The sequence below is a fragment of the Histidinibacterium aquaticum genome (genome assembly GCF_008710275.1).
Taxonomy (GTDB): domain Bacteria; phylum Pseudomonadota; class Alphaproteobacteria; order Rhodobacterales; family Rhodobacteraceae; genus Oceanicola; species Oceanicola aquaticus.
The window spans coordinates 354,465-367,388 of sequence record NZ_VYQE01000001.1 but is presented as its reverse complement, the minus strand read 5'-3'; the positions used below and the strand labels follow the sequence as shown (position 1 = coordinate 367,388).

11 protein-coding genes are annotated in these 12,924 nt (G+C 64.3%); 2 read left to right on the top strand and 9 right to left on the bottom strand.

What is annotated here, in order from left to right:
* Nucleotides 1-153: 153 nt before the first annotated feature.
* From F3S47_RS01840 to F3S47_RS01820, 5 genes are all read right to left on the bottom strand, one after another.
* Nucleotides 154-1,128, bottom strand: a complete 975-nt coding sequence (locus F3S47_RS01840) for an ABC transporter permease (protein ID WP_150443507.1) — start codon at nucleotides 1,126-1,128, stop codon at nucleotides 154-156.
* Entirely contained in the window at nucleotides 1,115-2,701 is a 1,587-nt protein-coding gene (locus F3S47_RS01835; RefSeq protein ID WP_150443506.1) for a sugar ABC transporter ATP-binding protein, read from the bottom strand. Before F3S47_RS01835 ends, F3S47_RS01840 begins: the two co-directional genes overlap by 14 nt.
* Nucleotides 2,701-3,864, bottom strand: a complete 1,164-nt coding sequence (locus F3S47_RS01830) for a levoglucosan dehydrogenase (RefSeq protein WP_150443505.1) — start codon at nucleotides 3,862-3,864, stop codon at nucleotides 2,701-2,703. Before F3S47_RS01830 ends, F3S47_RS01835 begins: the two co-directional genes overlap by 1 nt.
* Before the next feature lie 84 nt (nucleotides 3,865-3,948).
* Nucleotides 3,949-5,064 carry a substrate-binding domain-containing protein gene (locus tag F3S47_RS01825; protein ID WP_150443504.1) on the bottom strand — a complete coding sequence of 372 codons (1,116 nt, stop codon included), beginning with the start codon at nucleotides 5,062-5,064 and terminating at the stop codon, nucleotides 3,949-3,951.
* A gap of 43 nt (nucleotides 5,065-5,107) precedes the next feature.
* Entirely contained in the window at nucleotides 5,108-5,929 is an 822-nt protein-coding gene (locus F3S47_RS01820; protein ID WP_150443503.1) for a sugar phosphate isomerase/epimerase family protein, read from the bottom strand.
* 207 nt (nucleotides 5,930-6,136) lie between these two features.
* On the opposite strand from F3S47_RS01820, the gene F3S47_RS01815 reads away from it, so the two are divergent.
* Nucleotides 6,137-7,516, top strand: coding sequence for an ROK family protein (locus tag F3S47_RS01815; protein ID WP_223877684.1), 1,380 nt, complete (start codon nucleotides 6,137-6,139; stop codon nucleotides 7,514-7,516).
* Between the two features lie 10 nt (nucleotides 7,517-7,526).
* On the top strand, nucleotides 7,527-8,543 hold the full coding sequence (locus F3S47_RS01810) for a substrate-binding domain-containing protein (protein WP_150443502.1): 1,017 nt from the start codon (nucleotides 7,527-7,529) through the stop codon (nucleotides 8,541-8,543).
* A gap of 176 nt (nucleotides 8,544-8,719) precedes the next feature.
* Here the strand turns inward: F3S47_RS01810 and F3S47_RS01805 are convergent, their stop codons facing one another.
* The 4 genes from F3S47_RS01805 to F3S47_RS01790 all read right to left on the bottom strand — a co-directional run bounded on the left by F3S47_RS01805 (nucleotide 8,720) and on the right by F3S47_RS01790 (nucleotide 12,921).
* Nucleotides 8,720-9,745, bottom strand: a complete 1,026-nt coding sequence (locus F3S47_RS01805; RefSeq protein WP_150443501.1) for a hypothetical protein — start codon at nucleotides 9,743-9,745, stop codon at nucleotides 8,720-8,722.
* Nucleotides 9,714-10,874, bottom strand: coding sequence for a hypothetical protein (locus F3S47_RS01800; protein ID WP_150443500.1), 1,161 nt, complete (start codon nucleotides 10,872-10,874; stop codon nucleotides 9,714-9,716). The genes F3S47_RS01805 and F3S47_RS01800 overlap by 32 nt, the downstream gene beginning before the upstream one ends.
* Nucleotides 10,871-11,851: a hypothetical protein gene (locus tag F3S47_RS01795; protein WP_150443499.1), complete on the bottom strand. Its 981-nt coding sequence runs from the start codon at nucleotides 11,849-11,851 to the stop codon at nucleotides 10,871-10,873. Before F3S47_RS01795 ends, F3S47_RS01800 begins: the two co-directional genes overlap by 4 nt.
* Before the next feature lie 254 nt (nucleotides 11,852-12,105).
* Entirely contained in the window at nucleotides 12,106-12,921 is an 816-nt protein-coding gene (locus F3S47_RS01790) for a helix-turn-helix transcriptional regulator (RefSeq protein ID WP_223877683.1), read from the bottom strand.
* Nucleotides 12,922-12,924 lie beyond the last annotated feature (3 nt).

The following is a 12,924-nucleotide window of genomic DNA, read 5'->3' as shown; positions in this document are numbered from 1 at the left end:
CATCTACAACAGGTGGTCAAGCCTACGTTCGGCCACATCCTCAAAAACGCATGAGAAGTCGTCGCGATGTTCGAGAAGCTGGAAAGCGATCTGCTCGCTGCATGACGATCACGGAGCACGCAACCTAGATTGCGTGCCCCTTGCTGACCGCCGCTATCGCTTCTGGCTAAGTGCAACCGCGAGGATGATGATCCCGCCCCGTGCGATGAGCTGCTGGCTGAACTCGAGGCCCATCAGGATCAGCCCGTTGTTGATGAGGCCGATCATCATGGCGCCAACGATTGTGCCGATCACCGTGCCCTTGCCGCCGAATAGGCTGGTTCCACCGAGGACCGCGGCGGCGATGACAGAGAGCTCGTCGCCCTCTCCGAGTTGGAAGCGCCCCGATTGCAGCCGTCCTGCATAGAGCATTCCGGCTAGGGCCGCCGCGAGGGAGGAAAGCACCAAGACCCGGAACTTGATGCTGCGTGTGTCGATGCCGGAAAAGCGGGCCGCGGTCTCGCCGCCGCCGGTCGCAAGCACCCGCCTTCCAAAGCCCGTCCGCTTCAGGGCCACGTGCCCAATCACGCCGAGAACGAGGGTCCAGAACAACAGGACGGGAATCCGACCGACCGCGCCGCCGCCGAAGAGCCACGCGAAGCCTTGGTGCAGGATCGGCACAGCGGCAGTATCGGAAACCCACATCGCGATCCCCTTGGCGATGCCCATCATGGCGAGGGTGGTCAGGAATGACGGAATTCCGATCCGTGTGGTGAGCCAGCCATTGAAGACGCCAACGGCGAGGCCCGTGGCAATACCCGCGAGCACGCCCGCGAGCGGCCCGGCGGCCGAAATCGCGAGCGCGACGGTGACACTGGCGAGCCCCGCCACCGCGCCCACTGAGAGGTCGATCTCGCCCGCCGAGAGAACAAAGGTCATGGCGATCGCCATGACCGCGATCATCGCAGTCTGGCGGACGATGTTTAGGAGGTTGTTGGGGTTCAGAAAGCCCTTGTCGTTCAGTGTCAGCGCGAAGACGACGAAGATGACGACGAACCCAATGTAGATGATGTTCTGGCGCCAGTCCCCGAGGAACGTGCGCAGTTTGCTTGGGGACTGCTCCCCGCTGTTGACGTCAGTGGCCGACATGGCTCTCCTCCTTGCCCCCGACGAGGGCCTCCTGAATCTTGATCTGGAGCCGCTGTTCGGCGGCTTGAAGCCGGTGCGCGAGGTCGCCGTCCGCCGCGGCGGGATCGTCGAAAGCTTCGCGAGGCAGGTCTTCGTGGGCGCGTCCGTCAGCCATGACGACGATGCGGTCGCATGCTGTGAGCAGTTCCGAAAGCTCGGACGAGATCATCAAGACGCCCTTGCCCTCACGCGCAAGCTGGCGGACCAGCCGGATGATTTCGGATTTGGAGCCGATGTCGATGCCCGCAGTGGGCTCGTCCAAGATCAGGATGTCCGGGTCTGAGGCGAGCCATTTGCCGATCACCACCTTTTGCTGGTTCCCACCGGAGAGGGTCGAGACCGCGTGTTCGCGGCTCCCCGTCTTGATGGCGAGGCGGCGGATTTGCTCATCGGTGATGTCACGCGCTCGGCGCTGGTCGACGAAGCCACGCACGGAGATGTCATCGATAACGGACAATGTCATGTTCGCTGCTACCGAATGGTCCGGGATGATGCCCTGCGTGGCTCGAGCTTCCGGCACCAGCGCGATGCCTCGCTCGATCGCATCCGATGGCGAGCGGACGTCGACGCGCTTGCCGCGCACGCGGATCTCGCCCGAGGCGGCGGGCTCCAGCCCCGCGATGACCTTAGCGAGGGCGGTGCGCCCGGAGCCGAGCAGGCCCGCGAGGCCGACTACCTCGCCCGCATGCAGCGTCAGGGAGACGTCCGACGGTTTGTGCCGGCCGCTCACCCCCCGAAGCTCGAGTAGGACCTCGCCGCGGCTGGCGTCGCCGCGCACAACGTCTGCCAGCCCGAGCGAGCGCTTGCCGACGATGTATTCGATCATCGTGTCGATCGGCAACTCGGAGATCGGCGCGGTGATGATGTGCTTGCCGTCGCGCAGGATGGTCGCACGGTCAGCGATACGGGCGATCTCGTCCATGCGATGGCTCACGTAGATCACCGCCACGCCCCGCTGAGTGAGCTTTCGCAGGAACACGAAGAGCCGCTCGACGTCCGAGACCGCGAGCGCTGTCGATGGCTCGTCGAGGATCAGGACTTTCGCATCCTGGCTAATCGCCTTCACGATCTCGGTCAGCTGCTTCTGCCCCGCACCTAGATCGCCCACCAGCTTGCGCGGGTCCACGCGGACCTCGAGCATGTTGAACAGCTCGCCGGCACGGCGTTCCGCTTCGCGGTCGTTGATAAGGCCGCTTCCTGTCTTCGCTTCTCGGGTGAGGAAAATGTTCTGCGCCACTGTCAGCGTGGGGATGAGGCTCATCTCTTGGTAATTCATCGCGATACCGGCGGCGCGGGATGCTTCCGGCGCGTGTGTGGTCAGGGGCTTGCCCCCGACCACGATGCTGCCGCTGTCCGGCGTGTGGACGCCGTTCAGCACTTTCAAGATCGTCGACTTACCCGCGCCGTTGCCGCCGAGCAGAGCATGGACCTCGCCGGCATGGACCTCGAAGTCGACGCCGTCGAGGGCGCGCACGCCTCCAAAGCTCTTGGAGATGCCTGTCATGCGGACGGCGAACTCGGGCACCGAAGACATCAGACGGCCTCCCAGGCTCCGCTGGTCCCCGAGCGGATCAGCGCTTCGGCCACGCGCTCGATGAGCAGGCCATCCTCGAAGTTCGGGCTTGGCTGCTCTCCGATGACGATGGCTTTGAAGAAGTCGTGGCACTCGATGATTTTCGTCTCCGAATACCCAATGCCGAGGGCGGGGATTGGCCAGAGGCCCTCGCCGTAGGGATGTGCCGGTCCGGTGTAGATGGTGCGGAAGCCGCGGGCGTCGCCGGGATCGTCGGCGAAGAACACCTTTAGTTCATCGCGGCGCTCGTAGTTGAAGTGGATCGATCCCTTGGTGCCGTGAATCTCGAAAGTGATAAAGTTGTTGCGCCCCCATCCGTTGCGGGTCGCCTCGAGCGAGCCGACGGCTCCGTTCTCGAACTTGAGCAGCGAGGTGAACTCGTCATCGACGTCGACCTCGCCGCGTTGACCGCCGGAGGTCTTTTCAGAGGCGCCGAGTTTGTCGACACCGCCCGACTGCACGGGGCGGGTCGGCACGTAGGTCTTGGTGATCGCGTTCACCTCGGCAACTGGACCGACAAGATAATGTGCCATATCGACGACATGAGTGCCGATGTCGCCGATGGCGCCGGACCCAGCGACCTTTTTCTGGAAGCGCCACGATAGGGGGCCATCGGGGTCCGCCGACCAGTCCTGCAGGTAGGTGCCCCGAAAGTTCAGGATGTCTCCGATGCGACCTTCCGAAATGAGCCGCTTGGCGAGGGCGACCGCCGGCGTGCGGCGGTAATTGTAGGCGACCATGTGGATGACACCAGCGTCACGCACCGCCTGCGCCATCGCCTCAGCTTCCTCGACGGTCCGGGCCAGGGGCTTTTCGCAGATGATGTGCTTGCCGGCCTTCGCGGCTTCGATCGCGATCTCGGCATGCACGTTATTTGGCGTGCAGATGTCGACGACATCGATATCGTCGCGGTGCACCGTGGCCTTCCAGTCGGTCGAGGCTTCGTCGAAGCCGAAGCGCGCCTGGGCGTCCTGGGCCATTTCCTCGCTCACGTCGACGACAACCTTGCGGTGTGGGATCGCAGGCGCGGGCCAGAAAAACATCGGCATCGAGGCATAGGCCATGGCGTGCGCCTTGCCCATGAAGCCGCCGCCGATCATGGCGACATTCATCGTCTTTGTCATTGCTGTTCTCCGGGAGGGCTTGCCGGGAGAGCCGTGCCCTCCCGGCCTTGCAGTCATGCGGGCGGCGGCTGGCGCCGCGCCGGCTCAGTCCATGCTGTTGGTGATGTTGTCGGTCGCCGGCGAGGCGTAGACCGTCTCCCAGCCGTCCAGCAGGGTGTCGCGGGTGACCGGCAGTGCGGGCAGAGCGACGAAGGCGGGCGCCTCCTTGCCGAGAAGGCCGTAGCCCGCAAGGGTTGCTTCGGTCACGCCTTGGTCGTAGGGGCGCTGGGCGCCGAGGCCGTAAACATAGCCTCCCTGGGCCATGTTGATCGCCACGTTCTCGCCGAGGTCGATCGTCGTGATGACGAGGTCATTTCGGCCGCTGGCGCGAGCGGCGGCGATGACTCCTTCGGCCGGCACGTCCCAGACCGCCCAGATGCCATCTAGCCCCGGGTTCGAGGTCAGCATTGCGTTGGCGGCGCGGTCGGCGTCGCCGGAGAAGTCTGGACCGCCGATGCCCTGCTCCGCGACGATCTCGATCTCGGGGTAGTCGCTTTCGATTGTCGCCTTGAACGCGTCGTAGCGCTGCCGGGTCACGAAGAAGTCGGCAGCGTGGTAGACTAGGCCGATTTCGCCGGCGCCATCGAGCGCTTGCGCCATGAGGTGGGCAGCGGCAACGCCGTTGCCGTAGTTGTCGGCGGATACCGAAGCGATGTAGTCCTCGCCGGCGACGAAGCCGGAGGGCACATTGTCCATGAACACGAGGTGGACGCCGGCTTCGCTCGCCGCGCGGTAGGCCGACGCGGTCGCGACTGGGTCGGTCGGAATCGACACGATGATGTCGGGTGACTGCGCCATGATTGTCTCGAGATCCGCGACTTGCTTCTCCGGCTTGAAGCCGGCGTCGGTCACTGCGATGACCTCAATTCCCATCTCCTCAAAGCGGGTCTCGAGCCCGTTGATCTGCGCCTGACTCCAGTCGTTGCCGCCGTAATGCATGACGATGGCCGCAGTGGCGTCCATGTCGCGGATCTGCTGGAGCTCGTCCTCGGTGAGCGTCACGTCGGACGCGGGCGCGGGCTCCTCGCCGTTGGGGCCGCGCGACAGGACGGTAGTCTGCAGTTCGGCGAGCGCTTCCGCAGGGTCTGACGCGGCCGGGACGGCCGCGAGGCCTGTGGCGAGAAGCGCGGCGGTGCCGAGCAGGGTTCTGCGATTGATCATTTCGTTGTCCTCCCAGTGATCAGATCGGTGGTGCGGTTGGGTGTTAATTTGCCAGAGCCGGCTCAAGGGCCTTCCGGCTGCGCCGTGCGCCCTCCGCCGGGTCCTCCCAGGCATCGAGTTCGACGCAGATCCAGCCGCTGAAATCCGTGTCGCGGATGGCATCGAGGATTGGGCCGGAGGGCACGTCGCCCTCGTCGAGCGGCGTAAACATGAAAGGCTCGCGCTGCAGGCCTTTGAGGTGGATGTAGCTGATCCGGTCGGACAGCTCACGGACGAGCCGGGCCGGGTCGCTGCCTGCGGCCGCGAGATGCGCCGTATCCGGGCAGAAGTCGATCTCAGTTAGCCCAAAGATCTTGTGCACCTCTTCCGGCCCCTCGACGATCGTAGAAAGGTGCGGATGGTAGTGTGCGGTGAGGCCACGATCGTCGGCCAGAGCCTTCACTCGGTCCAGGGCCGCGGCGAGCTTGTGGTAGTCGGTCTCGCGGATGCCATCGAAGCGCTTCGCACCGCCGCCGACGACGAGGTGCGGCGCCCCCAGCTCTGCGGCACGGTCGGCGGCGCGGGCAACGCGGGCAAGCTCTTCGGGCAGGACCTCGTCGAAGATAAAGTTCGCCCCGGAATACGCCGCGACAAGAGAGAGGCCATTGTCGGCTAGAGCCTTGCCTAGCTCTGCGGCGGAGCGTTCGAGAAGGTTGCCGTCGAACAACTCGACGCCCGCGTAGCCGGCGCCGGCAATGTCGGCGAAGGCCCGGTCCATGTCGCCGAAGGTTTGGTAGCTCAGCTGAGTGATCGACGTCACTCCTTCCGCGCTGCCGCCGAGCGGCCCCCAGCAGTTCGCGTGATAAGCGAGTTTCCAGTCGCCCATTTCTCTCTCCCTGATCTGGCGCGTCGGCGAATCTCGTCGGCGCTCTCTCCGCTTGGCATGGGCCTAAGTCACTATCGAGCACACGGTCAACCATAATAAGCAAAAGTCTGGCCACTTTTGCAGAAAAACGGCAAAACATGCTTGTTGCCGAGCGAAACCTGACGGGATAGAGACGTTCGGAAGTGCGAAGAACCGAGCGCGAACGCAGTGACGGATCAGGAGATCAAGGCAACGGCTGCCAAGCAGAAGGTCCGCCCTCGCGGCAGTGAGAGCGCGGCCACGAGCCTCGCAGACATCCTCAACATTGTTCGCACCGGCCGCGCCGAAACCCGTCAAGAACTCGAGAGTGCGAGCAATTTCGGCCGCTCCATCGTCGCCGACAGGCTGTCCGTTCTAGGCGAACTGGGTCTCGTAGACGAGAGCGCCTCCGGCGTTGCTACCGGTGGGCGTGCGCCCAAGCTCGTGCGCTTCAGTGCGGCACGCGCCTCGATTGTGGTCGTCTCCGTGAGCCAAACCGCCATCGGCGTTGGCCTTGCGGACTTGTCGGGCCGACTGCTTACTGAGCACCACGAGGCGATCGAGACCGGCCTCGACGCTTCGATCACAGTCGACCGCGTCATCGGCCTCATTAGATGGTTCCTGTCTCGGCACACGGCCGGACCCGAGCCCTGGGGCATTTCGATCTCGGCGCCAGGTCCGGTAACGCTCGCCGATCTCGAGCCGTTCATGGGCCGAACTCCGGATTTCATGCCCGGGTGGGAGCGCGCGCGGCTGGTCGAACGGCTGGTGGAGACCTTCGGCGTGCCGGTTTGGATGCGCTCAAGTCACGACGCGATGACGATGGGCGAGCTGCGGGGCGGGCTGGGTAGGGGCGCCGAGAGCATGCTGTTCGTCCGGGTCGGCCGCCGCATCAACGCCGGCCTAGTCAGCGAGGGCCGTCTCTATCGGGGTGCGAGCGGGGCGGTCGGTCTGATTGGACAGATCGCGCTTGCTGGACAAGGCGGCACTCTTGATGCCTGCGCCGGGGCAGGGCATGTCGAGGCCGCGGGGCGGCAGGTCGCTGAAGAGGGCCGCTCGCCGGTCCTTGCGGACCTGCTGCGCCGGGGCGCAGAAATTACCGTCAACGAGGTCTGCCAGGCCGCACAGATGGGCGACGCGGCGAGCGTCGAGATTGTGTCCCATAGTGGCCGGCAACTCGGCGCTGTCATCGCATCGCTGGCGAGCATGCTCGATCCCAAGCTTATCGTGCTCGCGGGAACGGTGGCGCAATCGAACGACATCTTCCTCGCCGCGGTTCGCGAGACGGTTTACGGCGCCTCGCCTCCGCTGGTCACGCGCGATCTCCAGATCCAACGCTCGCAACTTAGTGGCTCGGCGGCGCTGCTCGGCGCGGCGTGGATTGGCACGGAGGAGTTGTTTCGACCTGACGTGCTGCGGGAGTGGGTTCTGACGGGCACTCCGTTGCAGCATCCCGCATTCCGCGCCTTGCGGGACAACCTCGCAAAGTCAGAGCAGCGAGTGAGCGAGGACGGGGGCGAAGGGCCGGACAAGGCAGAGGACGGGGTCGAGGGGCCGGACAAGGCATAGGGAGGATCGGATGAAAGTGCTCGGACTCGGTCCGCATGGAGAGCGCGCGTCGCCGCCCGAGCGGGTGTCGCTGCTGCCCGAGGACATCAAGGCCGCTCGCGCGAGGGGTTTGCGCGTAGGCCTGGCGATGCATACGCTGGAGGGCGACTGGTCCACGCGCGTCGTGCGCGGGATCGTCGGCATGCTGGGCGAATGCGGTGCCGCGGTCATTGACGTGATCGATTGCGGCTTTTCCGCCGACGCGCAGAGCGCGGCGCTCGAGTGCCTCCGTGCGCAACGACCCGACGCGATCATCTCGCTGCCGGTGGCAAACGCCGATGTCGCAGAGGCACACCGACGGGTTTCTGAGGACGGCATCCACCTCACCCTCATCGACAACGTCCCCACCGGGTTGACCCCTGGCCAGCACTACTCGGCCTTGGTCTCGGCCGACAATTTTGGTCTCGGCCGGATGGCGGCAGAGTTGCTGTCGCCGCACCTACCTAAAGGGGCGCGGGTCGGCCTTATTGGTTATGATACGGAGTTCTTCCCGACCGATCAGCGCGAGATCGCATTCCGCAGCTGGATGGAACAAAACCGGTCCGATGCAAGGCTCGATGTCGGTCGCTTTTCCTCCTTTGCGGACGCTGAGCGGCTCGCAGAGGACTTTGTTCGCCGCGACGGGGACAGTCTGGGCGGGCTGTTCGTCGTCTGGGACACGCCTTGTCTGGCAGCGCTCCGCGGTCTTGTCGCCTGCGGCTCACACGTCCCGGTGACGACCATTGACCTCGGCCGCGAAGTTGCCGGGAGCCTCGCGAGCGGAGGCCCCGTCGTCGGGATCGCCGCGCAGCGTCCCTTTCAGCAGGGGGAGGCCGTGGCCAAGGCGCTCGTCACCGCCATCCTCGGCCGAAGTTGCCCGGAATGGATCGCGCTCCCCGGCCTCCCCGTCACCCGCGACAACGTGGTGCAGACCTATCAGGCCGTCTGGCGCGAAGTGGTGCCACGCGCTGTTCTCGAGGGGGTGTCGCTAGTGAAGCCCGTAAGGTGACTGAAGTTTGCGTAGACGTTCAGACAACGTTTACGCAAACAGGTGTGCTGTGGTCTGGACAGGATTGAAAATCCTCGTGTCGGTGGTTCGATTCCGCCCCCGGCACCACGAAACTCAGCACTTGAGTGACGGCAGGTCTCGCCGCGCTTCGACGATTCCGTTGGCGCCTGCCGAGCCTAGTCGATGACCGTCGTCTTCACCTGACCGCCTTCACGGATGAGCCGAAGGCTGTCTTCCGTCGCCTCGATCATGATGTTGCCCGAGATGATCAGGCTGCCCTGCATGTCTTCACCATCCATCTGGTATCTCCCGTCGCTCAGTTGGGAGTGTTCCCAGGTAATGAACTCGGCAGGACCGGTGATCGTCAGTTCCCCGCTCAAGAAGCCGGCGGCAGCTTCTTCCACCGCGAAGATGCCCTGCGCCCCTTTCGCCACGAGCACGTTGCTCCGTCCTTCGAAATCACTCGGCCCGGGGCCGGTAAAGCTTCCCTCGTAGTCCGTATAGATCGAGGAGAAGCCCTCGGCCATCATGCCCGGCAGAACTGCGCGGTAAGTGCGGCCTTCGCGCAGATCTCCCACCGTGACGTCGGGAAGAACGACCGTCAGTTTGAAACTGGAGTCTGCGGGCCAGCCGCCCCATCCGTCGTGCTCAACCGTCAGGCCCGCAAAGCCTCCACCCATCAACGTCAGAGGACTCGGAGTGTAAATTGAAATCACCGGGCGGCGAGATTGCGTGGCGGCGAGGTGGTCGACGCAGACTACGCCCTCCGCGACGGAGCGCCAGGTGGATGAGAGTGCGATCGTGGAATGCGTGCGCGGCCCCAACTCTTGCGAGAGCCAGGGCAGGCTGACAGTCCCGTCCGCCGCGACATTTCCTGACACGCGGGCGAGCCGGGGGTTCGTGAACTGCTGAAATAGGGAGATGTCGCAGTAATCGACCTCTTCGAGCGTGATCTCGAGTTCGTAGCCCAGGCGGCGCAACCGTTCGTCGGCAGTCGCTGGGGTCAGTTCGAGCGGGGCCTGCGCGATACCGACAAGTGCCCGGTCGACGGCGGGATCGTCGATGGTGATTGTGGCGCGTACCGTCTTTCGCTCCCCGTCCCCGGCGATCTGTACGATGTCGGAGTAGACCTCCCCGTTGAGGATGATGTGCAGATCGTCGGCGTGATCCTTAAACGCCGGTGGAAGAGCGGCATCGACCACAAGGCGGCGCGAGAGTTCCGGTGCGCTGGGGGGGGGCGAGGGTGAGCGCATAGGCATTCGTGGCCAAGGGGGCCACGCGCTGATCCAGGAACACGTGCGTTTCACCGATACCGACATCGATGAACTCGGGGTCGTCGAACACCGGAAGCTGCGCCAATTCCGGTCGTGCGGGATCAACGAAGCGTGCGATCACGGACGGGTAGAAGTGGGTCAGCCCCTCTTCATGGAACCCTTGCAGGACCTGGTGAAACGCGACGACCACGCCCCGGCGGGGGGCGGCAGCCCCTGCAATGTCGTCGTAGAATCCCGGCACACTCTGCAGAAGGAACATCGCCAGTTCCATCCGCTGCGCCTCGTCCGCGTTTTCGCCTGCGATCACGCGGTAAAGCTGATCGTAGAAAACCGCCCATCGCCCGAATAGCAGGTCGTCGCGAAAGCTCGATTGCCCGTTCACGGGGTCATCGCCGCAGGCTACTGAGATGCGGTTGTCGATGATCCGGTCGCTTTGTCCGCGACCTTCGGGAATGTGCAGGCTGGTGTCCCACTTGGGGAGGAGCGGCGCCCCGTCGCCTTCGCGGCTCAGGCGCTCGATCAGCCCGACGCCTTTGACCCGTTCCAGATTGTAGTGAGACATCCCGTTGATGACGACGCGGTACAGCCATGCGCCGCAGTCGTTCGGCGGCACCATCGTTTTTGTGTCAGTGGCGTATTGCCAGAGAGCTGGCGTGATATAGGCGAGCAGAGTCTCGTTCGCATCCAGCTGAACGAGATCCGAGCCGGGCCCGAAGCCCAGGGCACCGCTTTCGTAGATCACCAGTTCGTCACCGGTCTGTCCGGGGCTCAGCCAAAACTCCTGCGCCGGACCGTCCCGGGTATCACGGGGCGCGAAACTCGGGAAATCCGCGCCCAGATCAGTCATGAAGGTGGTGGCGTCCTCCACACGCTGCCGGATGCCCTGCATCATCCATTGATGATCGGGATATTCCCCGCAGGCCTTTTCGTCATAGATTTCCGGCGCCTCGGGCGCGGGGCAGACGAAGGCGTAGGACCCGATGCCTTGGGCCTGCGCCGGCCAAGCGAAGAGCAGGGCAAGACCGAAACCGAGGCCGAAAGACGCGACGTGCCTCATTCGACGAGGATCTCCATCCGGGCCGTGGGGGTCATGTCCGGCCCGCCGAGGTACTCGACTACGTAGGCGCCTGGTGTCTCGGGCGCGGTCAGTGTGACGTCATCGCCATCGCCATCGCCATCGCCATCGCCATCGCGCATAGCGGTGAACAGCCAGCCCGGGTTGCCATCGGTGATGACAATCATGTCGCCAGCTGAGCCGGGAATATCCGCCAACGAGAATGCGAAGTTCTGACCGGCCGTAAGGGCTTCGGGCATCGGCGGAAGCTCCGTGATCGGGACGGCCTCCCTTGAACTGGTCCGTTGGCTGCAATCGAACGTAAGCGCTGCGTCGTAGGTGGTGTCGTCCGACCGGCGGTAGCTGCTTTCGAAGGCAATGGTATCAGGTGAGATCACGAAGGCATCGCCAGTCGCGACCATCTGATAGGTCTCCGTTTCGGTAGAAACGGTCACCGTTCCATGCCCGCTTTGCCGGATCACGAAGAGTTCGACCTCGTTGCCGGTATCCGGCGGGGTCCTCTCCTGCGTGGCCTCGCGATCCTCCCATGTCGCGCAGGAAAGCGGGGCGTCGATTTCGATCCCGTCGACGACGCCGGTCACACGTCCGACATACCCATCCTCCTCCGGGCTGCGCGGGGCGCAGTCCAGAGTGAGCGAGACGGGGCGGTCCTCTGCCGCGCCGGAGGGCCCGTCGAACGTCGCGATGTCGTCCTCGACGCTCCACTCCGTGTCATCCTCCGCCCGGAAGGCGGGGCCGACCTGGAACGTCTCTCCATTTATTGAGACGCTGGCATCAGTCATGCCGGCGGGCGCGAAATGCGAGAATCTGAAGATGACGCCGTCGCCGCTGGTGTCGGACTGTCCCCGATCGTCACCGAGCGAATAGACCATCTGCTGCTCTGCGTCCCAACTGCTGCAATCGAGTTTCACGTCGACGGCCTGACCGTCGATCGTTCCGGAAAGCTGGCCCGTCGGCACTGGTTGTGCCGCCGCCGCGGCGGTAAACGGGGCTAGGGCGACGAGAGCCCAGCCGATACCGGTTCTGCCTCTAACTGATCGCATCAAGATCCCCTTCCCCGAGTTTTGCCCGTCCGTCGATCTGAAAAACCTCGGCCGTAATCGTTCACAGTACTTGCCGGGTTCAAAAAACAGTCATTCGGCCAATGACCCCGGGCATTCTTACCCTTGGTCATCCTGCCACCCGCAACCGCGCGCGGAATGGTGCAAATGCCCTATGAGTTGTTCAGGCCGCCGAGGCGGGCCGCGAGACCGGACCGAGAGCTCAACCCGAGCCGGGAGAGGATCGCCTCGCTATGGCGGCGCACCGTATTGAGCGAGATGCCGAGCTTCAATGCGATCTGTCGGTCGGTCAGACCCGCCACGATAAGAGCGGCAACCTCACGCTGCCGAGGCGTCAAAGCCTCTGAGGCCTCTTCTTTTGGGTGTTCCGGGGCTGATGCCGGCCCTGCTTGCTGCGCATGAAGGTTCCATGCGGCGAAGAATCCGGCTCGGAACGCGGGAAGCAGAAGGTTGAGCAACTTAATGCTTCGCTCTCCTGAGAAACCCGGATCGTCGGGGCCGCCGAAGCCGAACGCGAAGATGGCTTCGCCGATGGGGAGCGGCGTCGTCATGCCGATGACGTGGTGCATGCCAGCTGGCTCGAAAGCCTCTCTGAAGTAGTCCGCGTCCGTAATCAGCGCTCGGTTCTTGAGCCGGGCTTCGTGATGGACTCCAGCACCCATCTGGCGCCGACGCTGATTGATCTCCTGGAGGGCCTTATCGGTGAAGAGGTAGTTGCCGTCACGGTCGACCCCGGTGAACACCCTGTCGAAGTAGTCGGCGATGTGCGGACCGACACCGTCGGACAAGAAGACCGGTCCGTCGCTGAACTGGTACGACGCGAAGGAGCGCTCGGCAGCTATCAGTCTGCGGATGCCGACGAGCAGCGGTTTGATGCGGTCGGGCGTGCCGAGGTGCTCGGCGGCGAGCAAGCCGGATTGCAGTCTCGCAATCTCGTCCAGTTCCTTGGAGGTAAGAGTGATAGTCATCCG